This window comes from Streptomyces tuirus (assembly GCF_014701095.1).
Classification (GTDB): domain Bacteria; phylum Actinomycetota; class Actinomycetes; order Streptomycetales; family Streptomycetaceae; genus Streptomyces; species Streptomyces tuirus.
The window spans coordinates 7305560-7332470 of record NZ_AP023439.1; the positions used below are offsets into that span (position 1 = coordinate 7305560).

23 protein-coding genes are annotated in these 26911 nt (G+C 72.8%); 10 read left to right on the forward strand and 13 right to left on the reverse strand.

The window, feature by feature from the left end:
* The first annotated feature begins 7 nt into the window (after positions 1 to 7).
* The 3 genes from IGS69_RS33230 (at position 8) to IGS69_RS33240 (ending at position 3920) form a co-directional block, all read left to right on the forward strand.
* The gene (locus IGS69_RS33230) at positions 8 to 640 is read left to right on the forward strand and encodes a GNAT family N-acetyltransferase (RefSeq protein ID WP_190904147.1); all 633 of its coding nucleotides are present in this window, start codon (positions 8 to 10) and stop codon (positions 638 to 640) included.
* 325 nt (positions 641 to 965) lie between these two features.
* The gene (locus IGS69_RS33235) at positions 966 to 2969 is read left to right on the forward strand and encodes a DUF1996 domain-containing protein (RefSeq protein ID WP_232543707.1); all 2004 of its coding nucleotides are present in this window, start codon (positions 966 to 968) and stop codon (positions 2967 to 2969) included.
* A 183-nt stretch (positions 2970 to 3152) separates the two neighbouring features.
* Positions 3153 to 3920, forward strand: a complete 768-nt coding sequence (locus tag IGS69_RS33240; protein ID WP_190904149.1) for a sulfite exporter TauE/SafE family protein — start codon at positions 3153 to 3155, stop codon at positions 3918 to 3920.
* 12 nt (positions 3921 to 3932) lie between these two features.
* Here the strand turns inward: IGS69_RS33240 and IGS69_RS33245 are convergent, their stop codons facing one another.
* The 3 genes from IGS69_RS33245 to IGS69_RS33255 form a co-directional block, all read right to left on the reverse strand.
* Positions 3933 to 6182 (reverse strand): MMPL family transporter, encoded by a 2250-nt coding sequence (locus IGS69_RS33245; protein WP_190904150.1) that lies wholly within the window; start codon positions 6180 to 6182, stop codon positions 3933 to 3935.
* 58 nt (positions 6183 to 6240) lie between these two features.
* A complete protein-coding gene (locus tag IGS69_RS33250; RefSeq protein ID WP_190904151.1) occupies positions 6241 to 7116 on the reverse strand; it encodes an EamA family transporter in 876 nt (291 codons plus the stop codon).
* Positions 7117 to 7199: 83 nt separating this feature from the next.
* Entirely contained in the window at positions 7200 to 8021 is an 822-nt protein-coding gene (locus tag IGS69_RS33255; protein WP_190904152.1) for a chitosanase, read from the reverse strand.
* A 231-nt stretch (positions 8022 to 8252) separates the two neighbouring features.
* Here IGS69_RS33255 and IGS69_RS33260 point away from each other — a divergent pair, with 231 nt between their 5' ends.
* Both IGS69_RS33260 and IGS69_RS33265 read left to right on the forward strand, forming a co-directional pair.
* Positions 8253 to 9218: an aldo/keto reductase gene (locus tag IGS69_RS33260; protein ID WP_190904153.1), complete on the forward strand. Its 966-nt coding sequence runs from the start codon at positions 8253 to 8255 to the stop codon at positions 9216 to 9218.
* Positions 9219 to 9314: 96 nt separating this feature from the next.
* The gene (locus tag IGS69_RS33265) at positions 9315 to 9497 is read left to right on the forward strand and encodes a hypothetical protein (RefSeq protein WP_030853560.1); all 183 of its coding nucleotides are present in this window, start codon (positions 9315 to 9317) and stop codon (positions 9495 to 9497) included.
* On the opposite strand, the gene IGS69_RS33270 is transcribed toward IGS69_RS33265, so the two are convergent.
* Positions 9485 to 10237, reverse strand: a complete 753-nt coding sequence (locus IGS69_RS33270; protein WP_232543708.1) for an ankyrin repeat domain-containing protein — start codon at positions 10235 to 10237, stop codon at positions 9485 to 9487. The genes IGS69_RS33265 and IGS69_RS33270 overlap by 13 nt on opposite strands.
* Positions 10238 to 10448: 211 nt before the next feature.
* Here IGS69_RS33270 and IGS69_RS33275 point away from each other — a divergent pair, with 211 nt between their 5' ends.
* A complete protein-coding gene (locus IGS69_RS33275; RefSeq protein ID WP_190904154.1) occupies positions 10449 to 12584 on the forward strand; it encodes a SpoIIE family protein phosphatase in 2136 nt (711 codons plus the stop codon).
* 46 nt (positions 12585 to 12630) lie between these two features.
* Here IGS69_RS33275 and IGS69_RS33280 read toward each other — a convergent pair whose 3' ends face one another.
* Positions 12631 to 13332: a GAF and ANTAR domain-containing protein gene (locus IGS69_RS33280; protein ID WP_232543822.1), complete on the reverse strand. Its 702-nt coding sequence runs from the start codon at positions 13330 to 13332 to the stop codon at positions 12631 to 12633.
* Positions 13333 to 13446: 114 nt separating this feature from the next.
* Positions 13447 to 16017 carry a SpoIIE family protein phosphatase gene (locus IGS69_RS33285; protein ID WP_190904155.1) on the reverse strand — a complete coding sequence of 857 codons (2571 nt, stop codon included), beginning with the start codon at positions 16015 to 16017 and terminating at the stop codon, positions 13447 to 13449.
* A gap of 149 nt (positions 16018 to 16166) precedes the next feature.
* Here IGS69_RS33285 and IGS69_RS33290 point away from each other — a divergent pair, with 149 nt between their 5' ends.
* Positions 16167 to 16739 (forward strand): AMIN-like domain-containing (lipo)protein, encoded by a 573-nt coding sequence (locus IGS69_RS33290; protein ID WP_190904156.1) that lies wholly within the window; start codon positions 16167 to 16169, stop codon positions 16737 to 16739.
* Positions 16740 to 17219: 480 nt separating this feature from the next.
* On the opposite strand, the gene IGS69_RS33295 is transcribed toward IGS69_RS33290, so the two are convergent.
* From IGS69_RS33295 to IGS69_RS33310, 4 genes are all read right to left on the reverse strand, one after another.
* Positions 17220 to 18323, reverse strand: a complete 1104-nt coding sequence (locus IGS69_RS33295; protein WP_190904755.1) for a GNAT family N-acetyltransferase — start codon at positions 18321 to 18323, stop codon at positions 17220 to 17222.
* A gap of 700 nt (positions 18324 to 19023) precedes the next feature.
* Positions 19024 to 19704: a hypothetical protein gene (locus IGS69_RS33300; RefSeq protein WP_190904157.1), complete on the reverse strand. Its 681-nt coding sequence runs from the start codon at positions 19702 to 19704 to the stop codon at positions 19024 to 19026.
* Positions 19705 to 19777: 73 nt separating this feature from the next.
* Entirely contained in the window at positions 19778 to 20824 is a 1047-nt protein-coding gene (locus IGS69_RS33305; RefSeq protein ID WP_190904158.1) for an LLM class flavin-dependent oxidoreductase, read from the reverse strand.
* The gene (locus IGS69_RS33310; RefSeq protein ID WP_190904159.1) at positions 20824 to 21330 is read right to left on the reverse strand and encodes an SRPBCC family protein; all 507 of its coding nucleotides are present in this window, start codon (positions 21328 to 21330) and stop codon (positions 20824 to 20826) included. The genes IGS69_RS33305 and IGS69_RS33310 overlap by 1 nt, the downstream gene beginning before the upstream one ends.
* Positions 21331 to 21644: 314 nt before the next feature.
* On the opposite strand from IGS69_RS33310, the gene IGS69_RS33315 reads away from it, so the two are divergent.
* A complete protein-coding gene (locus IGS69_RS33315; RefSeq protein WP_190904160.1) occupies positions 21645 to 22997 on the forward strand; it encodes a diacylglycerol/lipid kinase family protein in 1353 nt (450 codons plus the stop codon).
* A 118-nt stretch (positions 22998 to 23115) separates the two neighbouring features.
* On the opposite strand, the gene IGS69_RS33320 is transcribed toward IGS69_RS33315, so the two are convergent.
* Both IGS69_RS33320 and IGS69_RS33325 read right to left on the reverse strand, forming a co-directional pair.
* Positions 23116 to 23442 carry an antibiotic biosynthesis monooxygenase family protein gene (locus tag IGS69_RS33320; protein WP_190904161.1) on the reverse strand — a complete coding sequence of 109 codons (327 nt, stop codon included), beginning with the start codon at positions 23440 to 23442 and terminating at the stop codon, positions 23116 to 23118.
* Between the two features lie 192 nt (positions 23443 to 23634).
* Positions 23635 to 23781 carry a hypothetical protein gene (locus IGS69_RS33325; protein WP_179878731.1) on the reverse strand — a complete coding sequence of 49 codons (147 nt, stop codon included), beginning with the start codon at positions 23779 to 23781 and terminating at the stop codon, positions 23635 to 23637.
* Positions 23782 to 23919: 138 nt separating this feature from the next.
* Between IGS69_RS33325 and IGS69_RS33330 the strand changes: the two genes are divergently transcribed.
* A complete protein-coding gene (locus tag IGS69_RS33330; RefSeq protein WP_190904162.1) occupies positions 23920 to 24348 on the forward strand; it encodes a hypothetical protein in 429 nt (142 codons plus the stop codon).
* A gap of 230 nt (positions 24349 to 24578) precedes the next feature.
* Positions 24579 to 26219, forward strand: coding sequence for a phosphoglucomutase (alpha-D-glucose-1,6-bisphosphate-dependent) (gene pgm / locus IGS69_RS33335; RefSeq protein ID WP_190904163.1), 1641 nt, complete (start codon positions 24579 to 24581; stop codon positions 26217 to 26219).
* 58 nt (positions 26220 to 26277) lie between these two features.
* Here the strand turns inward: pgm and IGS69_RS33340 are convergent, their stop codons facing one another.
* Entirely contained in the window at positions 26278 to 26772 is a 495-nt protein-coding gene (locus tag IGS69_RS33340) for a DUF5949 family protein (RefSeq protein ID WP_190904164.1), read from the reverse strand.
* Positions 26773 to 26911: the final 139 nt, after the last annotated feature.

A 26911-nucleotide genomic window follows, 5' to 3' on the forward strand; every position in this document is an offset into this window, starting at 1 on the left:
TGCAGCCATGACCCCATCGCCCGCCATCCGTCCGTACCGTCCCGCAGACCGTCCCGCCCTCGACGACATCTGCATCCGCACCGCGCACCACGGCGAGGACAGCCGCCCCCACTACGCGGACCCGGGCATCTTCCCGGTGACCTTCGCCGCACCGTACGCGCATCTGGAGCCGGACCTGGTCTTCGTGCTGGACGACGGGCACGGACGGGCGGTCGGCTACATCCTCGGAGCGGCCGACACGCCGCGCTTCGCCGAGGCCTTCCGCGCGAGGTGGCTGCCCCTGGTCGCCGACCACTACCCGGAACCTCCCCGGCCGCCGCGCACCCCGGATGAGGCGATCGCGGGCCTGCTGCACCACCCCGAACGGATGGTGCTGCCCGAACTGGCCGCCCATCCCGCCCATCTGCACATCGACCTGCTGCCCGACTGGCAGGGCCGCGGTCACGGACGCCGCCTGATGCGGACGTTCCTGGGGGCCCTCCGGGACAGGGGGGTGCCGGCCGTCCACCTCTCCATGGCGACCGCCAACACCCGGGCCAGGGCCTTCTACGACCGGATGGGCTTCGCGGAGATCGACATCCCCGAGCCGGGTGAGGCCACTTACCTCGGACGCACCACGGAGGAACTCGGCCGGCTCTGAACGGTACGGAAGTGGCGTGGTGCAGCCCGTGCAACAGGGAGCGCTGCCATTGACCGTGATCGAAGACAGAAGTGCTCGCTTCCCCGCCGAGCGGCACCGTCCGGCGGGGCCCGGGCCGGCGGGGGCTTCATGAGAGTTCCCCGAAAGTTCTCGAGGGGAGTGAACACAGCGGCGCTCCCGTACGTATGGGGCGAGGGGATTTTCATGCCCGGCACGCCACAAGCGCAGGAGAGCACCCTTGGCACGCAACACGCGAAGACGCCCTACCGGCCCACGACGCGCGACCTTCGCCGCATTCGCACTGATCCTGGGCGGAGGCGGCCTGATGGCCGCGAACGTCTACGCCTCCGCCACGGACGGAGGTTCGGGCGGTGACCCCGCCGGGACGCGGTCCGGCACGGGGGTTGCGGCCGCGGGCGCGACGATCGACTGCCCGGACGTCGGCAGCAAACTGACCTCCGTCCCCGAGCAGGCGCGAGGGGAGGTCGACAAGGAACTCGCCCTCCTCGACGAGCAGATAGCCAAGGCCTATCAGCAGCTGAGCGAATCGGCCCAGCAGGTGCAGCAGGACCCCGGCTTCGCCGACAACGCGGTCGTGAACCCGCTGAAGGAGAAGCGGGCCGCGACCCTCGAGCGCATCGCGATCGCCATCGACCGCGTCGGGGACCGCCCCGAAGGGCTCGAGGCCCTGGCCGCCTGCACCGTCGAGGCCGGCAACGAGGCTCCCGCGCAGGGCGAAGGCCAGGACGCCGGTGACGGACAGTCCGCCGAGGAGCAGGGCCAGGCCGGCCAGGAGCAGGGCGCCAACGGCGGGCAGGCGGGCAACGGCCCCGTCGCCGCCGACTTCGCGGACATCAAGAGCGTCCAGCCCAACGCGAACGACAAGGGCGGCGCGTCCGGCGGTTCCTTCGCCACCAGTTGCGGAGTGAACGAGAACGGCCTGTTCAACTCCGACAACATCATCGCCGCCCCGGGCGTCACCAACGGCGCCCATCACTTCCACGACTACGTCGGCAACCAGTCCAACAACGCCTTCGCCAGCGACCAGGACCTCGCCAAGGCCGAGACCAGCTGCGACGACCAGGGCGACAAGTCGTCCTACTACTGGCCCGTGGTGCGCCTGCAGAACGGTACCCAGGAGCAGGACGCCCAGAAGCCGGGCGGCGGCATCGAGGGCAACGCCGGCGAGATCGTCACGCCGAAGCAGGTCACGCTGACGTTCGTAGGCAACCCGCGCGAGAAGGTCACGGCCATGCCGCGGCTGCTGCGCATCATCACCGGCGACGCCAAGTCGTTCGTCAACGGCCCCGCCAACGCCAACGCCTCGTGGAGCTGCACCGGTTTCGAGGACCGGCAGCTGAAGGACAAGTACCCGCTGTGCCCGCAGGGCAGCGACGTCGTACGGACCTTCAAGTTCCAGAGCTGCTGGGACGGCCGCAACATCGACAGCGCCAACCACCGTACCCACGTGGCGTTCGCGGACGCCGCCGGGAACTGCCCGTCCGGCTTCCGCCCGATCCCGCAGCTGGTCCAGCGCATCGTCTACGACATCGACGCGCCGAGCCTGCAGGACGGCGGCAGTACGACACCGCTGTTCGCCGTCGACTCCTTCCCGGAGCAGCTGCACAAGCCGGTCACCGACCACGGCGACTTCATCAACATCTTCGACGAGGATCTGATGAAGGAGATGGTCGACTGCATCAACGACGGCCGTAAGTGCGGCGCCGGAGCGGACGGCGGGCAGGACCCGGCGCCGAGCGAGGAGCCCCAGGAGGAGCCGACCAAGACTCCCGAGGCCCCGCAGGAGGAGCCGACGAAGACCCCCGAGGCGCCTCAGGAAGAGCCGACGAAGACCGAGGAGGCCCCGCAGGAGGAGCCGACCAAGACGCCTGACGCCCCGCAGAACGGCGACGGCGGCGGCAAGCCCGGTGACAACGGCGACGACGGCGACGACGGCAAGGGCGGGGACGCGAAGCCCCCGGCGGACGAGCCGGACGCCGAGCCGGAGCCCGGCGACGCGTCCACCGCGCCCGGTGGCGCCCGGCCGGAGGTGAAGGCGACGGCCTCCGCCGACGGCGGCAACGCCGCCGGGCAGGGCGGCGGTTCGAAGAACGGCGACGACGAGGACGGCCTCGGCGACTCCCAGGCCGTGGGCCAGGCGACCAGTGCCGCACCGACCCCGTCGGCCCCGTCCCGGACCGAGCCCCAGGCGGTCGGCCAGGGCGGCCTGGCCGACACCGGAGCCCAGCTCTGGCCGGCCGCGGCGGGCGCCGTGCTGGTCATCGCCGGCTTCGTCGTCCTCCGCCGGGTGAGGCGCAGCCACATGTGAGGCGGCTGGACATCACGCCCCGGCGTGAGGCGGTGACGGCGGCGGGATCCCACCGGATCCCGCCGCCGTTCCGTGTCCGGCCAGGGGCGCCCACCGGCACCCTTCGACCGCCGCCGCAACACCCACCCTCTAGCGTGGCCCCATGAACCTCATCTGGAACGGCAACCACGGCGGAGGGGCGGCGTGACGCCGTGGGAGATGGCCGCCGTGCTCGCCGCCGGCACGGGCGCCGGGGCCGTCAACGCCGTCGTTGGCTCGGGAACGCTGATCACCTTTCCGGTGCTGCTCGCCACCGGCATGCCCCCGGTCACGGCCACGGTGTCCAACGGCCTGGGCCTGATCCCCGGTTCCATCACCGCGGTCCTCGGCTACCGCGAGGAACTGCGCGGCCAGCGCCGGCGCGTCCTGCTGCTCGGCATCGGCGCCGTACTGGGCGGCCTAGCGGGCGCCGTACTGCTGCTGACCCTGCCCGCCTCGGCGTTCGAACGGATCGTGCCGGTCCTGGTGGGCCTCGCCCTCGTGCTCGTGGCGTGCCAGCCCTGGATCGCGAAGAGAGTGCGCCGCCGCCGCGAGGCAGGACAGGGCCCCGTCCGCCGTGACGGCGGCCCCCTGCTGTTCACCGGGCTGACGCTGGCCAGCGTCTACGGCGGCTACTTCTCCGCCGCGCAGGGCATCATCTACATCTCACTGATGGGCATGCTGCTCGACGAGACGCTCCAGCGGCTCAACGCCGTCAAGAACGTGCTGGCCGCCGTGGTCAACACCGTCGCCGCCGTGGTGTTCCTGTTCTTCGCCCGCTTCGACTGGACAGCCGTCCTGCTCATCGCCGCCGGCTCGGCGCTCGGCGGCCTCATCGGAGCCAGAACGGGACGCCGCTTCAGCCCGGCCGTGCTGCGCACGCTGATCGTGTCGGTCGGCACCGTCGCCCTCGTCCACCTGGTGCTCCACTGACCCCCGGCGCCGTCAGGAAGCGGAGCGCGCCTCGGCCTTCGACCCCTCGGCGTCGATGTGCGGCACCACCCGGTCGAGCCACCGCGGCATCCACCAGGCATGCCGCCCGAGCAGCGTCATCACCGCCGGCACCATGAGCAGCCGTACGACGGTCGCGTCGATGAGCACGCTGACGGCCAGCCCCAGCCCGAGCATCTTGACCACGATGTTGTCGCTGAGGAGGAACGCCGCGAACACGCTCACCATGATCAGCGCGGCACAGGTGATGACCCGGGCCGTGATCTCCAGGGCGTGCGCGACCGACCCCTTGGCGTCCCCGGTGCGGATCCACGCCTCGTGGACACGCGACAGCAGGAAGATCTCGTAGTCCATGCTGAGACCGAAGACGATGGCGAACATCATCATCGGCACATAGCTCTCGATGGGCACCTTGCCGTGGACCCCGAGAGCGGGACCGCCCCAGCCCCACTGGAAGACGGCGACGACCACGCCGTAGGACGCGGCGATCGACAGCACGTTCAGGACGGCCGCCTTGACGGCGACGAGCAGCCCGCGGAACACGGCCAGGATGATCAGGAACGCCAGACCCACCACGACGGCGATGATCACGGGCAGCTGGGAGGCGACGATGTCACGGAAGTCGACCTGTGTCGCCGTCGTACCGGTGACGTACCCCTTGGCGTCCGTGCCCTGGACGACGTCCGGCAGTGTGTCGTCGACGAGACGGTTCGTCAGGTCCGTGGTCTTGGCGTTCTGCGGGGACACGGTCGAGTAGACCGTGCCGATCAGGACGTCGCCGTCCTGCGTGGGCGTCAGGGGGGTGACGGCGGCGGCGCCCTGCACCTTGTCGAGCGACTGCTGCGCCTTCGAGGCCAGGGCGGAGCGCTGCGACTGAGGCACGTTCGTCTGGTCGATGACGACGGTCAGCGGGCCGTTCGAGCCGGGCCCGAAGGCGTCGGACATCAGATCGTAGGCCCGTCGGTCGGTGAAGGAGGTCGGGTCGGCGCCGTCACCGATGTGCCCGAGCTGGATGGAGAACAACGGGATCGCGAGGACCACGACCACGGCCACACCCGCCGACAGGAACGACAGCGGTCTGCGCTCCACCCGCTGCGCGTACCGGTGCCAGGTGCCCTGCGGCGTGTCACCCGCGCCGGCTTCGGTCTCGGCGATGGGCTTGCGCACGTGGAAGCGGTCGATGTGCCGGCCGATGAGGCCGAGCAGCGCCGGCACCAGGGTGAGCGCGCCGACGACGGCCGAGACGACGGTGACGGCGGCGGCGACACCGAGCAGGGCGATGAAGGAGACCCCGGACGCGGACAGGCCCGCCAGCGCGATGATCACCGTGCAGCCGGAGACGAGCACGGCATGACCGCTGGTGCTCGCGGCCTGACCCGCGGCCCGCACCGGGTCCATGCCGTCGATGAGGTTCTGCCGGTGCCGCGTGAGCATGAACAGGGCGTAGTCGATGCCGACACCGAGGCCGATCATCGTGGCCAGGGTCGGTGAGACCGTCGCGAAGGTGAAGGCCGCCGCCAGCAGCCCGAGGATGGCGAGACCGCCGACGACGCTGATCAGCGCGCTCAGCAGCGGGACGACGGCGGCGATCACGCTTCCGAACCCGACCAGCAGCACGATGACCGCCACGCCGAAACCGATCAGCTCGCTCACCCGGTCGTCGGCGGACGGCCGGGCGAGCTCGCCGAGCGGTCCGCCGTACTCGACCTGCGCTCCGGCCGACCGCAACGGCTGCACGGCGGTGTCGACGCCGTTGAGGTAGTCGTCGCCGAGTGTCGAGGGCTGCACGTTGAAACGGACGGTGATGTAGGCCGTCTTCTTGTCGTCCGACAGCGGCCCCACGTTCTGCTGACCGCTCGGCGTGGCCGGGGCGGTCAGCGGGTTCTGGGCGGACAGCACGTGCGGGAGCTTCTCCAGATCGGCGACCGTGGTCGACATCTGGGAGCTCAGCGCCGTCAGGGGCTGCTGGTCGTCGTGCACCACGATCTGGCTGCTGTAGCCGCCGGCCTGGGGATCGTGCGCCTTCAGCACGTCCAGGCCCTTCTGGGCCTGCGCCTGGGGCAGGCTGAAGTTGTCGGAGTACTCCCCACCGAACTCACGGCTCATGACCTGCAGCGCCACCAGCGCCACCAGCCAGGCGATGATGACGACGACGAAGTGGCGTGCGCACCATTCGCCCAGCCGCCGCAGCACACCCCCGCGCACGGCTTTCGTGTCCCCTTCACCGGTGCGGCTGTGCGGCATGGACGTCGTCTCCTGAGTCGGCCGGGAGGTCAATGCCGTCCATTAGATGCGCGCGGGTTCATTCCGGCCTTTCAGGCACGCGGACGCCGCGGTACTCCGGCCGCCCGTTCCCCCGAAAGGCCCGCTCCCGTGAACGGCGCTCGCCTGCCGCGCGCCTCAGCACCCCCGACCCGAGTGCCACCCCGAGCCCCACCAGTGCGCTGCCCGCCGCCTGTGGGAGTCCGTAGGAGCCCGTGCCGGCGAGCGGTGCGGTGCAGGCCGCCGCCACCGGGATGAGGCCGGAGAACAGGGTGGCGCGTTCCGCGCCGATCCGCTGCATGCCCATGTACCAGCACACGAAGCCCACGACGGTGACCACCACCGCCTGCCACAGCAGCGCGGCCGTCTCGACGCCGTCGGGCCGCCGCAGCCACCCGCCCCCGTCGGCCAGCAGCCCGATCACCGCCGACTCCAGCGCGGCGACGGCGCAGACCGAGAAGGCGATGCCCGTGCTGTCCGTGCGCCCCCAGCCCTGCACCGTGAAGGCGCCGACGGCCACTAGCAACGCCCCGTACAGCACCGGTCGTTGCGGCCCTCGCCCGTCCAGGAGGGGGACGAGTACGGCGACGACCACCGGCGCACACCCCACGAACACGCCGGGCACGGCCGGTTCCGCCGTGCGCTCGGCGGCCAGGACGGCCAGGTTGAAACCGACCATGCCGACCGCGGCGAGGAGGGCGAGACGGCCCCACTGGCGGGGTGTCAGGGCCCGCAGCCGGTCGGCGGCGCCCTTCCCGGCGGCGGGGAGCAGTAACAGACAGGCCAGTCCGTACCGCAGGAACTGGCCGCCGGCGTACGGGTAGTCGCCCAGGACGCTGTTGGCGGTGAAGGACCCTCCGACGAGGACGCAGGCGAGCGCGGCGAGCAGGGCTCCGCGTGTGGTGGTGGCGTTCATGGGGGCGACGCTAGGGAGCCGGGCGGCCCGGGAAGGAGTCCACTTCCGTGCCTGCTTGGTGGACCACTTCCCGGACCGGGGCGTCAGCCGATGTGGTAGCTGTCGCCGTACACCTTCCAGTCCAGCGGCGGGTTCAGATCGAGGTTGCGCCGGTTCAGGAAGACGCGCTGGGCCGTGTCGACCCGGCTCGTGTCGCTGTGTGCCTCCTCCTGCTTCATGGCCCACACCCGTGCGTCCAGGAACGCGTGGAGGTACGTCACCTCGTCACCGCCCTGCGCCGGCGGCTTCGCCGTCCGCAGGGCCCGCTTGCGGATGTTGCGGAAGCTCGTGGGGTCACCGCCGTCGCCGTGCATGACGATCGCGTCGTAGTACGCGAACTGGCCCAGCACCCGCAGCCCGTCCGCCTTGCCCTGCCGGACCGCCGGGTCGAAGTACACCCGGTCGCGCTCGTCGTCCTGGACCCGGCGGAACTCGGCGTCCCGCGCCGCCCGGCGCCAGTCGCCGGGGAAGCCGGGGTCGAGCCCGTCGTGCGAGTCGGAGCCGTCGACCTCGCGCAGGGCCGGCAGGTACTTCTGGAGGACGTTGCCGGGCTTGCGGGCGGCGTAGAGCTCGACGAGGTCCAGCATGTCGCCGGTGCCGGAGCAGAACCCGATGATGCCCGCCGTGTAGCCGCGGCCGTCGCCGATGTCCTCGATGTACTGGTACTGCGCCTTCCAGTCGAGCGAGGAGTTCTCCGCGCTCGACACGAGCTGCATGGCGATCTCCTTCTTCGCCGGGTCGTCGAGCCCGGTCGCCCGCGCGGACGCCGTGGCGTGCGACGGCTGGAGCAGCGGGGTGGTCACGAGAGCCGCGCCGAACAGCGCCAGCACGGTGCGGCGGGTGGCCGGGGCCGAGGGGTGTCTCACGGTGCCTCCAAGCGGAGTGGGGGGTTGGAAGAGCGGGCCGTGCAGAACTGATAGGAAGGTTTCCTATCACTGTGAAGGCGCAAGGGAAACAACCGAGTTGAAAGTTCGTAGGGTCGAACAAGCCGGTTCGCCCGACGAAAATCGGGGTGATCCCCGGCGGGTGATCGCCTAGGGTCGGCGCAGCCGGCGGCATCGGCCCGTCGGGGGACCACCGTGCCGTGGAGGTGCAGCGTGCGCTATCGCGAACTGGGACGCAGCGGACTGTCGGTGTCGGAGATCGGCTACGGCGCCTGGGGCATCGGCGAGTCCGCCTGGGTCGGCGCCAGCGAGAGCGAGTCCGTCCGCGCCCTGCACCGGGCCCTGGACCTCGGCGTGAACCTCATCGACACCGCCCGCGGCTACGGGGAGAGCGAACGCATCGTCGGCCGGGTGGTGCGGGAACGGGCCGGTGACGAGATCCTCGTGGCCACCAAGGTGCCGCCGCTGAACCGGCAGTGGCCCGCCCCGGACGGGGTGGACCCCGCGCAGGCGTTCCCCGGTGAGCACATCCGCGCCAGCCTGGAGACCAGCCTGCGCGCGAGCGGGCTCGACCACTTCGACGTGGTGCAGTTCCATGTGTGGAACGACGAATGGGTCGGCCGCGGCGAGTGGCTGGAGACGGTCGAGGAACTGAAGCGCGAGGGCAAGATCCGCCTCTTCGGCGTGTCGGTCAACGACCACGAGCCCGCCAACGCCGTCCGTCTGGTGCGCAGCGGCACGGTCGACACCGTCCAGGTCATCTACAACATCTTCGACCAGGCCCCGGCCGAGAACCTGTTCCCCGCCTGCACGGAACACGGCGTCGGCGTCATCGTGCGCGTCGCCCTGGACGAGGGCGGACTGACCGGACGGATCACGGCCGGCTCGGCCTTCCCCGAGGGCGACTTCCGCAACCGCTACTTCCGCGACGACCGGCCCGCCCAGGTCGAACGGCGTGTCACGGCGATCTGCGCCGACCTCGGCATCGGCGCGGACGACATGGCCGAGACGGCGCTGCGCTTCGTCCTGAGCCACCCCGCCGTCTCCACCGTCATCCCCGGGATGCGCAGCGTCCGCAACGTCGAGCGCAACACCGCCCTGAGCGACGGCCGGCCGCTCACGGACGAGCAGCTCGCCACCCTCGCCGGGCACCGCTGGCAGCGCAACTTCTACGGCTGAGCCACCCGACGGGAACCAAGCGCCCCTGTCACACGTCAACTCATTGCCCACCAAGGGCCGAACGGTCGGACCGACCAGCCGGAGAGGGGAATCGCCGTGGACGAGGCGACGTCGCAGCAGGGGAGCGAGGCGGAGGGCGCCGCCCGCCGGGCCCGCTTCGGGACACTTCCGGAGCCGGTGCGCGTGGAGGACATGGTCGAGGAGCGGGCGGCCAGTGTGCCCGACCCGGCGCGCACCGCCTACAACCAGGACGAATGGCTCGTGCGCTACTGCCTGTGAGGGGCCTCGCCGGAGGTCTGTTCCTCCGTGTCCAGGTCGCGCAGCCACCGCACGACGTCGTCGGCGTCCTGGGCGCGGGCGATGTCGAGCGGTGTCATGCCGTCGTAGCCGCGCCAGTGGCGGTCGGCGCCGTGGTCGTGGAGGTACTGCGCGGTGGGCAGGTGCCCGCCGTGGCAGGCGCCCCAGAAGGCGCTGGTGATCTCCTGCGGTGACGGCGGCTCGTCCGCCTCGACGAAAGCCCGGACCCGGTCGAGCAGGCCGAGCGTGGCGGCGTCCTGGAGAGTGACGCGGGCGCCGTGCTCGATGAGCCGGTGCGCGGCGCGCCACTGGCCGAATCCCCGGGCGTCGGCGAGCGGGCTGCCACCGCCGATCACCGCCCCGGGCGCGTCGATGTCGGCCCCGGCCGCGATGAGCGCGTCCAGCACGGGTACGTCGTTGTTGCTGGCGGCCCAGTGCAGCGGCGTCTCCGCGTGCGCACCGTCGAAGCGGGCCCGCGGGTCGGCCCCGGCGGCAACCAGAGCCGCGACGACCTCCGCACCCCTCGGGAAGTGACCGGGCCAGTCGGCCGCGATGTGCAGCAGCGTGCGCGTGCCCTTGCCGTCCTCGCCCTGCTCGGTGACGCGCGCGGTGGCCAGACCGGGATGGTCGGCGAGCAGCCGCCCCAGCCCGGGCAGGTCCCCGGTCCGGATCGCCTCCGTGACGGTGACGGCCAGCGGGTCCTGCGATCTCAGCGTCAGCAAGGCGGCCTCCCGATGCCCTCCAGGGCTCCCGATTCTGCCAGCCGGTGCCCGCGTGCACGGCCGTCCGCACGAAACGGCCGCACCGCCGCCCCTGGGCAGTCCGGTGCCCACGCCCCGGGCCTGCACATTCAGCAACAAACCGGGCACCCGTAGGGGGACATGCCCGTACGCTCCGCCAGGCGTAGCGTCCGGGTAGGAGCGGGAGGACACCATGCCCGGCAGCACGGCATACCCCCACGGCGCCGGATCGCTGGACGACGCCCTGGGGGTGGCGCTGGCCGGCACCGTGCGCGCTACCGGCGCCTCCATCGGCGGCCTCTACCTCCTCGAGGAGGCGGAGCCGGTGCTGCGCCTGGTGGCCCTGTGCGGTCTGCCGCTGGCCTTCTCCGCTCCCTGGCAGCGGCTGCCCCTCACCGCGCCGGTCCCGGTCGCCGACGCGATCCACGACGACACCCTGGTCAGCGTCGCCGGCCAGGAGGAGATGGCCCGCCGCTACCCCCGCGCCGCCGCCGTCCTGCCCTACCCCTTCGCCCTGGCCGCCGTCCCGCTGACCGGCGTACGGCGCTCCTGGGGCGGCCTCGTGCTGATGTGGCCCGCCGGCCGGCCGCGCCGGATCTCGCCCCGCGAACGCGGCCACATCACCTCCAGCGCCCACCGCATGGCCCGCCTCCTGGACGACGCCCCCCGGCCACCGGCCCTGCCCGACCAGCCGCGCGCCGTGCCCGTGGACGCCACCCGCCACCCCGCACAGACCGGTCTGGCCGCCGCCGACTACCTCGAACGCCTCCCCGAGGGCGCCGCGGCCCTCGACCTGGAAGGCCGCATCACCTTCGTCACCGCCACCGCGGCCCGCCTGCTCGGCCGCGACGCCGACCGGCTCCTCGGCACCCGGCCCTGGCAGTCCCTGCCCTGGCTCGACGACCCCGTCTACGAGGACCACTACCGCACGGCCCTCGTCAGCCGCGCCCCCGTCTCCTTCACCGCGCTCCGCCCGCCCGACCAGCCGCTGACCTTCCAGCTCTACCCCGACACCAGCGGCATCAGCGTCCGCGTCCTGCCGAGCGCGGAGCGGACCGAGGCCCCGCCGCAGCCCGCCGGTGCACGGCCGCCCGTCGTCGCACCCACGGGGCGCCTCTACCAGCTCGTACACCTGGCCGCCGCGCTCACCGAGTCCGTGACCGTGCGCGACCTCGTCGCACTGATCGCCCACCAGATCCTGCCCGCCTTCGGCGCCCAGGGCCTCGTGCTGTCCGGAGTCGACGCCGGACGGCTGAAGATCACCGGCTACCACGGCTACCCGGCCGACGTCATGGAGCGGCTCGACGCCCTGTCCCTGGACACCGACCTCACCCCCGCAGGCCAGGTCCTCGCCAGCGGCACCCCCGCCTTCTTCGGCCACCCCGCCGAACTCGCCGCCAGCTACCCGGACGCACCCCAGATCAGCGGCAAGCAGGCCTGGGCGTTCCTCCCTCTGATCATCTCCGGCCGCCCGGTCGGCTGCTGCATCCTGTCCTACGTCCGGCCGCACACCTTCACCGCCGACGAACGCGCCGTGCTCACCTCACTGTCCGGCCTGATCGCCCAGGCACTCGACCGCGCCCGGCTCTACGACACCAAACACCGGCTGGTGCACGAACTGCAGCGCGCCCTGCTGCCCCGCGCCCTGCCGCGGCTGCCCGGTCTCGACGTCGCCGCCCGCTATCTGCCCGCCGGTCACGGCACCGAGGTCGGCGGGGACTTCTTCGACGTCCTGCGTCTCGACGACACGACCGCGGCCGCCGTCATCGGCGACGTGGAAGGCCACAGCGTCGCCGCCGCCGCCCTCATGGGGCAGGTCCGCACCGCCATCCACGCCCACGCCACCGCCGGCGCCGCCCCCGGCCAGGTCCTCGCCCGCACCAACCGGCTCCTGTCCGACCTCGACACCGAACTGCTCGTCTCCTGCCTCTACGCCCACCTCGACCTGGGCCGGGGGCAGGCGTCCTTCGCCAGCGCGGGACACGTACCGCCGCTGCTGCGCCACGCCGGGCGCCCCGCCGCCGTCCTGGACGTCGAACCCGGCCCCCTGCTGGGCATCGACACCGGCGACGACTACCCGGTCACCACCGTGCCCCTGCTTCCCGGCACGACCCTCGCCCTCTACACCGACGGCCTCGTCGAACTCCCCGGCAGTGATGTCACCCGCACCACGGCCGATCTCGCCGGGCACCTGGACACCGCCGACGGATACGACCTGGAACGGCTCATCGACCGGCTCGTCCGCCACACCACACCCACCGGACGGCACACCGACGACATCGCGGTGCTCCTCCTGCGCGCCTCCCGCCTGCGCGGCGAACCGGCGTGAGGCGAAGCGGCGTGCGGCCGAAGCAGCGTGAGGCCGAAGCGGGCCCTCAGACCTGTTCGGGCTGGTCGGGCTGGTCGGCGCGGACCCGCTGGGCCACGTCGCGCAGCTTGAGGTTGTGGTCCTGGGAGACGCGCCGCAGCACGCCGAACGCCTCGTCCTCGCTCATCCCATGGCGTTCCATCAGGATCCCCATGGCCTCACCGATGGCGTGCCGGGTGTCCAGGGCGCTTTCGAGCTGGTCGACGGTACGGGCGGTCGCCAGCGCGACGGCCGCGTGCGAGGCCAGCAGCCACCCCGCGGCCTCGATGTCCTCGCCGAACGCCCCCGGGGTCCGCGAGTAGAGGTTCAGCGCGCCGAAGTCCTCCTCGTCGGTGTAGAGCAGAACGCCGGTCATGCTGCCGATGCCGAGCTCGCGGGCCGCCCGGCTGTACCGCGGCCAGGACGGCTGCGACCGGGTCATGTCGGCGATCCGGAACAACCGCTCCCCGTCCACGCGACGGGCGGCGTCGAAGCACGGCCCCTCGCCGAACTCGCCCTGCAGCCGGTCCGACTCGACGACGATGTCACCGCACACGGAAAGGGTCACGGCCCGGCCCTTCGAGACCGTCAGGATCCCGGCGGCGTCGCAGCCCTCGATCACCTTCACCGCCGACGACGAGATCGCGTCCAGCGTCGCCTGCACCGAATCCTGCGCGACCAGGTCCCGGGCGAGCTGCGCCATCTGCTCGGCGTACCGCCGCCACTCCACCGCCACCACCGCCTCGTTCGCCGGTCCCGCCCACCGTACTCCGCGCCGTTTCGTACGTCCCTTCGCCGACTCGCCCGGGCGTCCGGGCAGCGTGCCCGGTGCCGAGCGCCGCCATCAGCGGTACGCCGTCAGCAGCAGCGCCACGTCGTCCGGCCGCTCCCGGGCCTGGAGGGCCGTCCCCACCAGCCGGTCGGCGAGATGCTCCACCGAGTCCGCCGGAGTCTCGGACAGCGTGCGCCGGACCGCCTCGATGCCCGTCTCGATGTCACTGCCCGGCCGTTCCACCAACCCGTCGGTGTACAGGGCGAGAACGCTGCCGGGGGCCAGGGTGAGCTCCGTGACGGGGTACACCGAGTCGGGCTGCACGCCCAGCATGACGCCGCCCGCGAGGTCGAGCGTCTCGGCCCGTCCGTCGGGGTGGCGCAGCAGCGGCGGGGGATGGCCGGCCCGCACCGCGAGGGCCCGTCCGGTGGCCGGGTCGAGCTCGATGTAGCAGCAGGTGGCGAAGACGTCCGACTCCAGCTCGGCCAGCAGCCGGTTGGTGTGCGTGATGACCTCCTGCGGTGGCCGCTCGCTCGCGGCGAAGGCGTGCACCGCGCTGCGCAACTGCCCCATCACGGCGGCGGCGCCGACACTGTGCCCCTCGACGTCCCCGATGACCAGGGCCACGCCCCTGCCGGTGGTGATCACGTCGTACCAGTCGCCGCCGATCGCCATGCCCTGTGTACCGGGCAGATAGCGGCCGGTCGTGCGCAGGCCCTCGACGGCGGGCAGCCGGTGCGGCAGCAGCCCCTCCTGGAGGCCGCGGGCGACGGCGGACTCCGCGTCGTAGAGCCGGGCCCGCTCCAGGGCCTGGGCGACCAGGCCGCTCAGCGCGGTGAGGGCGGACCGCTCGTCGGGGGTGAACCGGTGCGGGGCGTCCCAGCCGAGGATGCAGGAGCCGACGGGGTGGCCGGAGGCGATCAGCGGCAGGAACGCCCAGGCCTGCATGCGGTCCAGGGTGATGCCCGGATAGGCGGCGGAGAGGTCCTCGGGAGACTCGAAGAACAGGGGGAGCCGGGTGGTCAGCGCGTGGACGCCGGGCAGCTGCGTGTCGAGGGTGACGCCCTCGAACGGGGCGAGGAAGTCCTCCGGGTAGCCCGACTCCCACAGCAGGTACATCCGGCCGTCGCGGACGGTGTACAGGGCGAGTTCCCGGGCGCCGAAGGCGGGCAGCAACTGCTCGGACACGGCCCGGCAGACGTCCCGCACGGTGACCGCCTCGGTGAGCACGCTCGCCATCTGCACCACGTGGTACAGCGCTCCGGCCCGCGCCGCGGCCACCGGCCCGGGCGGTGGCGCGCCGGCCGTGAGGGCGGGACCGGTGGCGGTACCGGTCTGCGGCTCCTGCTCGGCGCCGGTGGGCGGCGGGCCGGTCGGGAAGACCCGGCCGGTCAGCCCGTGCACGTCCGGGTACAGCACGAAGCTCAGCCAGTTCCCGTCGGGACGCCGCACGAGGAAGGACACCTGCTCCTGCGAGAGCATCGCCGCCCGGTAGCGGTCCTCGTAGGCGGGATCCCGGAGCCAGGTGACCACCTCCCAGGGGTAGCGGCCGAAGAGGTCTTCGCGGCCGGAGCCCAGCAGCTCCTCGCAGCGGCGGTTGGCGAACGTCAGGCGGCCGTCCTGGTCCAGCGAGAAGAGCCCGTCGGGCAGCCGCTCGGCCGCTTCGGCCGCGGTGATCCCGCCGCCCGCGTCGACGAGGGCGCCCACCAGGATCCGCGCGGAGCCGGTGCCGCCGTGCACGAGGTGGCCCCACAGCTCGACCGGCCGGTACCCGGTCTGCCCCTCGCCCCGGGACTCGTCCCGCACCCGGAAGTGGCGCGACCTGACCCGGCCGTCGGCCAGGGCGTCGTACCGGCTCTCGCGCAGTTCGTGCAGGTCGTCGGGGTGGACCCGGGCCTCCACGTCCTCGATGCCACCGCCGTAGTCCGCCCGGTCGATCCCCAGCAGTTCGAGGGCCTCGTCGTCGGCGGTGCAGCGGTCGCTGTCCAGGTCCCAGTCGATCAGCCCGACCCGGACCGGGCGGGCGGCGGAGGTGGGCAGCCGGACGCTGATCGGCTCGTCGTCGTACTCGATGGGACAGGGGGCGGCATCCGGGCCCGGCCGGCTCGCGGCGAGGTGGTCGAGGCGCTCCTCCATCGCCCGTTCCGCGGGGCGCAGCGCGAGAGTGACCGCCTCCGCCTCCATCGGTGGCCGGGTCGCCGAGCGCAGGACGACCAGGACACCCACGGCCTCGCCGCCGGCCCGGATGGGCTGGTAGGCGGAGCCGAAGGAGTAGGGCAGGCCGGCGGTGAAGTGCGGGAAGCGCACCATGGTGGCCCGCTCGTCCGGGAGCCACAGCGTCTCGTCGCGCCGGTAGGCCTCCGCCATCGGCAGGGCACCGCCCACCGGCACCCGCCACCAGCTCTTGAGCAGCGAGCGGGGCACGCCGGCGACCATCGCGAGCACGAGCGAGCGCCGGTCGCGTGAGCGCAGATAGACCAGACCGCCGTAGCCGTCGAGGTCCCGTACGGCCTCCACCAGCGGGTCCGTGAGGGCGTCCTCGATCCGTCTCGTGTCCCCGCCGGGGACCCGGCCGTCAGCCCCGTCCCGGCTCCGGCCGGCGGCCGACTGCGGCCCGTCCGGTACGGCGGCTGCCTCATCCATGTCGCGTCCTCCCGGTACGGACGCACCGGACATCAATCGCTCCCCACCAGGATGTGCCATGGTCGTCCGTCCGTCGCGGCAAGCGCAACCTTTCGGTCCGCCCGGCCGTCTCACCCGATACCAGCGGAATGCAAGCCTCGGGGGCGGTAATGGGACGAATCAGAACAGCATGCGTGACTCTCGCACTGGTGGGCGCCACGGTGGGCGTGGCGGCCGTCCCGGCCGGCGCGCAGTCCACCTCCCGCGCCACGGCGTGTCCGACCGGCTGGGGAAGCCTCGCCAAGACCGACGCCGGCGCCACGGTCGCACCGCTGACGAACGTCAGGACCGGCCGGCACACCTGCTTCGACCGGATGGTCGTCGACGTGCCCGGCGCGGGCAGCGGCGTCGGCTACCGGGTCCAGTACGTCGACCGGCTCCACCAGGACGGCTCGGGCCGCCGGATACCGGTGGCCGGCGGCGCCGTCATCGAGGTCCGGGTGTCCGCGCCCGCGTACGACCCCGAGACCGGCGCGGCCACGTACCCCGGCCGGGTGGCGCGCCCCCTGCCGGGCGTGAACCTCACGGGGTACCGCACCTTCCGGGACACCCGGTTCGCCGGCAGCTTCGAGGGCGACACCCAGATCGGGCTGGGCGTCCGGGCCCGCCTGCCCTTCCGGGTGCAGCAGCTCGACGACCGAGTCATCGTGGACGTCGCCCACAGCTGGACGGCCACGGGCTGACGCGCGGCACCCGGCTGTACAGGCCGGGCGCCGGGGCCTGGGGCGGGCGCCAGGGTCGCGGTCTATGGGGCGGACGCCCGGCGTGCGCGCTCCATGGGCCGGATGCCGGGGTCACGGACCGTCGGTCGGGTGCCTGGTGCACGGTCCGAGTGCCGGGGCGGTGGTGCGCGGCCGCGCGCGTGGGCCAGGGGGCGGGTGCCCGCCACCACGGTGCAGGGGCATCCGGCTCCCCCGGGCCAGGAGCCAGGGTCGCGGTCTACGGGGCGGACGCTTGGGGCGCGGTCCATGGGCCGAGTGCCAGAGCGTCGGCCCGTGGACCGGGTGCCAGAGCCTCGGCCCGTGGACCGGGTGCCGGAGCAGCCGTCCGTCGCCAGAGCGCCGGGTCCACGGGCGGGGTGCCCGGGCCACGGCCCGCCGGCCGGGCGGCTACAGCGCGGCCGGGGCACGGGCCACGCCGGTTGCCCGGCCCGGCGGTCCGCCTCAGCCGCCGCGGAACCGGCCCAGTTCCTCCAGCGTCCGTGCCGCCGCACCGGCCAGCCGAGGCCGGTTGCGTACGAAGCGGCGGGCGGCCCGGGCGGGCTCCCGGCCCAGCCAGTGGGCTGCCCCGCCCGGTACCGGCCGCACCACCGCTCCCTCGTACACCCGCAGGTCGCGGGTCTTGAGCGACTCCTTGTAGCGGGCTGGACCGCTCCCCAGGTCGACGGTCTCGACGCCGTCGGCCGCCGCGGCCTCCAGCATCCTCAACTGCAGCACGAGACCGGGGGAGTACTTGGCGAACGCGCGGTCGTACGCCGGGAACCACCAGGACAGCACGGTGCGCGAGCGCAGCCCGAAGTGCGCGGCGACAGGCCGGTCCGCGGCGTACAGCACGGACAGCACCCCGCGGCACTCCGGCTCCTCGCTCTCCCCGAGCAGCCCCACCAGCCGGGTGATCCACTCCTGCGCGAACCGGTCCCGCCGGCCGGTGCGCCGGTACTGCGCCGATTTCCACTCCATCAGCGCCCGCAGCGCGGCGGGGTCCCGGGCGTCGTACACGAACCGCACCGGGCCGACCTGCCGGACCAGCTTGCGCTCCTTGGCCAGAGTCTGTCTGAGGAAGCCCGGTGACCGCGCCCGCAGCCGTCGCGTGTACGCCTCGAAGCCCTCGCCGATGTCGACGACCGGAGAGGCGAGCTCTTCGACCGCGTGCGGCACGAACACCTCCTGACCGGCTTCCAGATTGTCGAACTCCCAAGCCGACAGCCCGCAGACCCGTAACAGCCGGCGCGCGTCCAGCCGGATCCCCGGACGCAGCACCGCCCCCTGACTGTCGGACACCCCCAGGCCGACAGCCCGGCCCCGGCCCCACACCCCCACCTCGTACGGGAAGAACCCCACGGGGGAACCGTCGTCCAGCAGCACCGCCACCCTGACTCCCGGCCTGACCCGTCCCACCGCCACGGTGAACGCCGGATCGAGAAAGGGATTCGCCGGGGCGCCGGACTCCGTACGGATCTCCCGCCACATCTTCTGCTCGTTCGGACCGAGTTCGTCCGGCCTCAGAACGAGAACGCGCTGTCCAGGCAACTCTGCCTCCTGTGTCATCGGCATGGGGACACACGAAGGCCTGCACATCACCGCGATTCGGCACCAGGGCAGTACTCAGGCCGCACGGCGCAGGCCCTTGTCGGTACTGCCGTCCCTCAGCAGCGGAACGTCTGCAACCGGGCAGCGCTCGGGGCGGATCCGACCGCCCCCGGACACGGTCCCGCTCCCGCCGCACGGAGGTCCGGGCCATCCCGGTCCGGCACGGAAGCGCCGGTCACCGCAGGGCTCACCCCGGCCGCCCCCACGGCAGCCCGCGGTGTCCGGGCCGCGGGCTGCCGCCCGGACGGCTCCTTTTCACACGGACACGGCTCCTCGGCCTCTCTGGCCCCCTCGGCCCCGGCACTCCACGCCGCGTCCGACTCCACCGCGGCCACGACTGCCGCGCGCCCCTCGCCCGCGAGCCCCGGGACGACGAGTTGCAGCAACAGCAGGCAGGCCACCAGACCCACCACCGCTGCCCAACGTCGCCGCACCATCAGACCCCTGACCTGCGTTCCGGCGGGGGAACACGGAGTGGACTCGACCCCAGGGCCGACGCCGGACCTGCCCCCCGACACGGCCGGCTGCGCCTTCCAGTAGGCCGAGCCCGACTCCACCCCGTCAAGCCCTGGTGTGACGATTCGTCCCCTCGGCCGGTTGCCACCGGAAACCCAACGGAAAGCGCTGCCCTCCCCGAGGGGGTGTTCGGTCGCGGTGCTCAGTCGCTCGCGCTCAGCACCTCACCCGGCTTCGGCGCCCGTACGTTCAGTGGCTCGTCGAAGCCGCTGAACGACGTCGTGGTCTGCTGTGCGGCGCTCTTGTAGACCGTCTTCAGCAGATACGGCTCGCCCTCCCGGGCCACGTAGAAGGTGTACGTCCCTTCCTTGTCCGCCTTGTCGGTGACGATCAGTTCGATGGCCTCGGTGTCTCCGACGCGCGCGGATCCGCCCTTCTTCGCCGTGCCGAACGAGTCGAAGGGCCGTTCGCAGGAGGTGAGTCCGTTGCCCCCGGCGGGGGCCTGCTTCACGGGTGTCTTCACCCAGAGCCTCTGCTCGCCGGTGGCGCCCGGCTTGTTCTTCCACTTCTGGAGGTAGGCCCGGTCCGGACGGACGTAGTCGGTCTCGTCCAGGCGGATCTGCTCCAGCGTGCCGCCCTTGGACCAGGTCGTCCTCGACCGGCACCGGCTGTCCAGGTCGGTCACGAGGTGGCTGGTGACCGTGCCGCTGCTCGTGGTGCGGTTGGTGATGTCGACGGTGACGGAATCCAGCTTCCGCATCCTGGCGTTGGCCTCGTCGAGGATGTCGCCGGCGGATCTCTCCTCCTCGCCGCCGCCGGACCCGCAGCCGGCCAGGGCCGCGCTCGCCAGCAGGCACAGCGCGGTCGTCGTCACGGTAGCCATGGCCCGCACGGAGCCCCCCTGTTGATCGTGTCCGCCGATGATCAGCAGGGGAGCTTACCCGCCGGCTTCCGTGCTAGGTCTCGTGGACCAGCTCGATCGCCCTGCCGAGGGTGTCGAGCCGGTCGTCGAGGGTCTCCCCGGCCGGGTAGAGGCGGACCGTGTCCACCCCGGCGTCGCGCCAGACGCGCAGCCGCCGCCGGACCATCTCCTCCGTGCCGATGAGCGTCGTCGCCAGCACTATCTCGTCGGTGACGAGACCTGCCGCACCGTCCCGGTCACCCGCCTGCCAGCGCTCGCGGACCTCCGCCGCGACCTCGGCCCAGCCCTGCCGGCTGTAGGCCCGGTTGTAGAAGTTGGTCGACGCGGAACCCATGCCGCCCAGGCTGAAGGCCAGTTCCTTCTTCCGCCCGGCGACCATGGCGGCCAGCGCCTCCTCGTCCCGGGCGAACGCGACCTCGGCGCCCTGGCAGACGTCGAACCCGGCACGCTCCCGGCCGGCGGCGGCCAGACCCTCGTCCAGGGGAGCGAAGTAGGCCTCCGCCGCGCCCTCGGGGACGAAGCTCGTGCCGAGCCAGCCGTCCGCGACCTGGCCGGTCAGCCGGAGCATGGCGGGGGACAGCGCGGCCAGATAGACGGGGACGGGGTGCTCGGCGCGCATGGAAAGCCGCATCGGCACCGCCTCCGCGCCGGGCAGCGGAATGCCGAACTCCGAGCCGCTGTAGGAGACTTTGCCGCCTCCGACCACCTGCCGCACGATCTCCACCGTCTCCCGCATCCGCGCCAGCGGACGGGCGAACGGCACCCCGTGCAGGCCCTCCATCACCTGCGGCCCGGACGGGCCGAGCCCCAGCAGGAACCGGCCGCCGGACAGGTTGGACAGGGTGATCGCCGTCTGCGCGAGGGCGACCGGCGTGCGCGTGCCGACCTGCATGACCCCCGAGCCGAGCAGCATCCGCTCCGTACGGGCGGCGTAGAAGCCCAGGGCGGACGGAGCGTCCGAACCCCAGGCCTCGGCCACCCAGCAGATGTCGAGCCCCAGCTTCTCGGCCTCCGTCACGAAGTCGGCCTGCCGGGACCAGGAGCCGAGGGCCGCCGCCTCGACGGTCGTCGCCGCGCGCATCATGCCTCCGCCCGCTGCCTGATGTGCTCCAGCGTCGCGGTCATGCCCCGCTCGAACTCCCGCAGCCTCACGAACACGATCTTCTGCTCCTTCTCCGGCATGGCGTCGATCGCGAACGACAGACCCGAACGGCCGGGCCCCATCCGCATCCACTGCGACAACACGGTCCCGCTGTCCTTCGGCTCGAGCCGGAACCGCCACACGGCACTGGGTTCGGCCGGGTCCCCCACCGCCCAGGCGAACTCCCGCTCCGGCTCGCACGCCACGACCGTCGACGTCGTCTCCCACTCCCCGAGCTGCTCGTGCCTGCTCCGGCCGGTGAACCGGGCCCCCACGGCCGGCCCGGACGCACCCTCGGCCCATCGCGCCGAGTGCAGCTCCTCGCTCATCTCCGGCATCCGCGTCACATCCGACACCAGCTCCCACACCCTCCCCGGCGGGGCGGCGACCCACGTCGTCACCTCGACCGTCGGTTGGTCCGCGTACCGCGCGCCCGTCCACTCCATCGCGTGCCGGCCTCCTCGTCGACAGGAACTGTGGCCACAGAGTTGCGTAATGAGACTCACCAGGTCAAGAGGGATTACGGTCCGCTGAGGTGAGGAGGCGTGCGGATGTCCCCCGGTGCGCGGAACCGCGCCGGCCGAGCCGCGTACGCTACCGATGGGTCCGCCCCCGAGGGACCGTCACGTCTGACGAGTCCGGCGGCGGGGGAGCCATCGAGGATGGTGGTGGCAGTGCCGACGCGTCGGCGGGCACCATGGTCACGGCGGGGCACGGTCCGCGGGAGCCCGCCCGCGCCGGCCTTCGAGCGGAGGACGAGATGGGATCGGCGATGGACGAGCGGTTTCACCGCCGGCAGAGGTGGGCCGCCCGGGGCGCCCTGGCCGCGGCCGCACTGGCGGCGCTGCTGCCGCTCGTCTCCGGCGGACTGCGAGGACTGCTCCTGCTCGTGGCGGGCCTCGCGGGACTCGCCCTGACCGCGGCCGCGCTCTGGTGGGTGCTGTCCCGGCGGGGAGCGGTTCGCATCGTGTCGGCCGCGCTGGCCGTCGTCGCGCCCGTCGGCCTCATCACCCTCTTCGCCACCGCGAATCTGCTCTGGGTGGTCTTCGTCTCCCTGCTCCTGTGGTGCGCGGCGGTCTGGAGCGGCCGCTACGCCCTGCGCAGCACGGGCCTGCGGACCGTACGGGTCAAGGAGTACCGCACACCGCCGCCGCTGCGTCCCTTCCTGCTGCTCAACCCCCGCTCCGGCGGCGGCAAGGTCGAGAAGTTCAACCTGCGGGAGAAGGCCGAGGCACTGGGCGCGCAGGTCGTCCTGCTCGACCCGGACCAGCAGCACGACGTCACCGCCCTGGCCAAGGCCGCCGTGGCCGAGGGAGCCGACCTCCTGGGCGTCGCGGGCGGCGACGGCACCCAGGCCCTGGTCGCCGCCGTCGCCGCGGAGCACGGCCTGCCGTTCCTCGTCATCGCCGCCGGTACCCGCAACCACTTCGCCATGGACCTGGGCCTGGACCGGGACGACCCCGCCACCTGCCTCGACGCCCTCACCGACGGCGTCGAACTCCGCGTCGACCTCGGGTTCGCCGACGACCACCCGTTCGTCAACAACGCCTCGTTCGGCGTGTACGGGGCCGTCGTCCAGAGCCCCGGCTACCGCGAGGACAAAGTGGGCGCGGCCCTGGAGCGCCTGCCCGACCTGCTCACCCGGCAGAGCGGCCCGCGTCTGACCGCCACCGCCGACGGCACCACCGTCGCCGACCCGCAGGCCATCCTGGTCAGCAACAACGCCTACCGCATGGACGACCCCTTCGGCTTCGGCCGGCGCGAGCGGCTCAACTCGGGGCGGCTGGGCGTGCTCGCCGTCCGCGTGGACAGTGCGGTGGAGGCCGCCGAACTCCTGCTGTCCCCGCGCCCGGAGGGGCTCACCGTGCTCACCGCCCAGCACGTCGTCATCGACGCCGACGAACCGCAGCTGGACGTCGGCCTCGACGGAGAGGCGCTCACCATGCCCGCTCCCGTCCACTGCCGCATCGCGCGCCGTGCCCTGCGCGTCCGGGTGCCCCGCGACCGTCCCGGAGTCCCCGAGGCGCCCCCGCGGCTCGACTGGCGCCGGCTGCGCAAGCTGGCCGCCGCCGTCGGGCGCACCGCCGTACCCACGCGCTCCGGGCGCGTCTAGCGCCCGCAGGGGCATCACGCACGAGCGCTCCGGGCGTACCTGAGCGTCCGCGGGACCGTCACGCACGAGGTCCCCCGCGCCGCGTGGGCGTGGGGGACCTCGTGCGTCGCGCCGTCGGTCAGACCTGCTTCGGCCCGGCCTGCTGCACCACCTCGAAGGACCACAGCGTGGAACCGCTCGCCGCGGGCTTCGGCCGTTCGCCGCCCTCGCCGCCGCCCTGGTGCGCGCTCTTCATCGGCCCCTCCATCCAGGCCTGGAACGACTCCTCGTCACGCCACCGCGTGTAGACGAGGTAGGTGTCGGTGCCCTCCACCGGGCGGAGCAGCTCGAACCACTCGAACCCGTCGGAGTGCTCCACGGCGTGCGCCCGGGAGGCGAACCGCTTCTCCAGCGTCTCCCGCTGCTCGGCGGGCACGGTCAGCACGTTGATCTTGACTACGCTCATGCGCCCCATCTTGCCCGATGGCGCGTCCGCGCAGGATGAGCCCTCCACCTCGCCCCGCGTGCCGTCGCCCGAGTCGCCGTAGTCGCCGCAGCCGACCAGCACCACCCCGCCAGAACCCCGGCGACGCCCAAGGCGCACACCCGCCTGCCGTTCCCCGCCCCCGCCCATCGGACCAGCCCACGGGCGTCACGGTCAGTGGCGGCCCCTGAGCTTGCCGAGCAGACGCTGGGCCTGGGCCCGCTTGCGGGGGTCGGCCGCGGCCCGCCGCGCCTGGTCCACGGCCCGCCGCCCCTGCGGGCTCCGGGCGAACTGCTTGATGCGATCCAGCATTCCGGCCATGACGCACCTTCCTTCCTGTCGCGCTGTCGCTTGCCTGTAGTGCGCGTACCCTGCCGAGGACGTGCTCAGGCACGCCGTTGCCCGCTTGGCGCGCGACCGAATGTGTTTGCGGCCGGAGTCAGAGGCAAGTCGGTGTCCATGACTGAAGAGAACAAGCGCACGAATCAGAAGGCGACCACCGTACGGACCGCGGAGTCCAAGGCCCGCAGCACGGCGGACAAGGCCACCGCGCCCGCGTCCCAGGCGGCGAAGGGCGCCGCGGGCAAAGCCGGTGAGGCGGCGTCAGCCGCCAAGTCCGGCGCGGAGCGCTCCGCCGAGACAGCGAAGACGGCCGCACAGACCGCGGCCAAGGGCGTCGAGGCCGGCCGCCAGGCGGTCGTCACGGCCTCGGGCCACGTCGCGACCACGGCGAAGACGGCCTGGACGGTCATCGCCCACCGCAAGCTCGTGGCCGCGGGCGTCGGCGCCGGCCTGACCGCTTTGAGCGCCGCGTCCTACGCCGTCGGACGCCGCGCGGAACGCGGCGCGCACGGCCCCCTCACCCGCCTGACCGGCGGGCGGATCTGAGCACGGCCGGCGCGATGGACGTGCCGGCATCAGGGGAGCAGGCGGCGCGACGCGCCACCGGGTGTTCCGGTGGTCCGTGGCGCCGCCTTCCCCGTGCTCCGAGCCGCTCCCCGACGCGCGGCCTGGCGCACATCCGTCCCTCACCGGGGTGCCCCCCTCGCGCTTCACCGCCGTGACGAGGAAGGATGAGACCGCACGCGAAGGATCGACCCATGCGGAGGAGCGGGCCCATGCAGCACGAGCGAGCGGGAAGTCCGGCCGGACCCGAGGATCTCGTCGATGTCGCTCGGCTGGTCACCGCGTACTACGCGCGCCGGCCCGACCCGGACGACCCGGGGCAGCGCGTCACGTTCGGGACCTCCGGACACCGCGGATCGTCCCTGGCGGCCGCCTTCAACGACGACCACATCGCGGCGACCAGCCAGGCCATCTGCGAGTACCGCGCCGGCCAGGGCATCGACGGTCCCCTCTTCTTGGGTGCCGACACCCACGCCCTCTCGGAGCCCGCCCGGGTGACCGCCCTCGAGGTGTTCGCCGCCAACGAGGTGACCGTGCTGATCGACGACGCGGACGGCTACACGCCCACCCCGGCCGTCTCGCACGCCATCCTCACCCACAACCGCGCCCGCACCAGCGGCCTCGCGGACGGGGTCGTGGTCACGCCCTCCCACAACCCGCCCGCCGACGGCGGGTTCAAGTACAACCCGCCGAGCGGTGGCCCCGCCGCCTCCGACGCGACCTCCTGGATCCAGGACCGGGCGAACGAGATCATCCGGGGCGGCCTGAAGGACGTACGACGCGTCTCGTATGCCCGCGCCCTCGCCGCACCCACCACCGGGCGTTACGACTTCCTCGGCACCTACGTCGCCGACCTGCCCGACGTGCTCGACCTGGACGCGATCCGCTCGGCCGGTATCCGGATCGGCGCCGACCCGCTCGGCGGGGCGTCGGTCGCCTACTGGGGCCGCATCGCCGAACAGCACGGCCTCGACCTGACCGTGGTCAACCCGCACACCGACCCCACCTGGCGGTTCATGACGCTCGACTGGGACGGCAAGATCCGCATGGACTGCTCGTCGCCGTACGCGATGGCCTCGCTCATCGAGCAGCGCGACCGCTTCCAGATCTCCACCGGCAACGACGCCGACGCCGACCGGCACGGCATCGTCACCCCGGACGCGGGCCTGATGAACCCCAACCACTACCTGGCCGTGGCCATCTCCTACCTGTACGCCCACCGCGACCGCTGGCCGGCCACCACCGGCATCGGCAAGACGCTGGTCTCCTCCGCCATGATCGACCGGGTCGCCGCCGACCTGGGCCGCGAGCTGGTCGAGGTGCCCGTCGGCTTCAAGTGGTTCGTGGACGGACTGGCCGGCGGCACCATCGGCTTCGGCGGGGAGGAGTCCGCCGGGGCGTCCTTCCTGCGCCGGGACGGTTCCGTGTGGACCACCGACAAGGACGGCATCCTCCTGGCGCTGCTCGCCTCCGAGATCACGGCGGTCACCGGGAAGACCCCCTCCGAGTACTACGCGGCGCTGACCGCCCGCTTCGGCGAACCGGCCTACGCCCGCATCGACGCCCCCGCGACCCGCGAGGAGAAGGCCCTCCTGGCCAAGCTCTCCCCGGCACAGGTCAGCGCGGACACCCTGGCCGGGGACGCGGTCACGGCGGTGCTCACGGAGGCCCCAGGGAACGGCGCGGCCATCGGAGGCATCAAGGTGACCACGGACAACGCCTGGTTCGCGGCCCGTCCCTCGGGCACCGAGGACGTCTACAAGATCTACGCCGAGTCGTTCCTCGGCCCCGACCACCTGAGCCGGGTCCAGGAGGAGGCCAAGTCCGTCGTGCTGGCGGCCCTGTCCGGCTGACCGCGGACACATCACAGCCCGGGCCACCGCACGGGGCCCGGGCTGTTCCCCTCGCGCGTCAGCTGCGCAGGCTGCGGGCGGGCAGGACGACATGCGCCGCCGAGGCCATCGCGTCCTCGTCCGAGGTGAAGGCGGCGAGTGCCTCGGCGTCACCGGGCTCGGCGCCCTCCGGCCACGGACGCGTGGCGAAGATGAGGTAGGCGAAGCCGAGCTCGCCGACCGTCTCCAGCCAGGTCTCCGGCGGTACGAACTGGGACTTGAGGTGCTGCAGGGTGAGGACGGCCGACCCGGGCACGACGAGCAGGCTCACCGGCAGACTGGGCCGCTGGGCCGCGTGGACGAGCCCCTCGCCCAGGGGCAGCCCGGCGCCGAGCAGCAGTTGCTCGATGGCTTTCGCAGTGCCCTCCGGACCGTTCGCCCCGTCTCCGAGGGAGCAGGCCAGCAGATAGGGGACGTCGGTCCCTTCGGGGGTCGTGCCCCGCCAGGACTGGACGACGAGGGAACCCAGGTCGTCGGTGGACACGGACTGCGTTTCGGGTGAGATCGAGGTCACCGCGGAACCGTACCGGCGCACCTGACGGCACCCGGTCCGCCGTCACCCGAGTGGACCAGCCCCCGCCGGGCTCTCCACACGAACGAGGGGTCCACGCGCCCGACATGGCCGCGATACAGGACACTGGGTGAAGATCCGA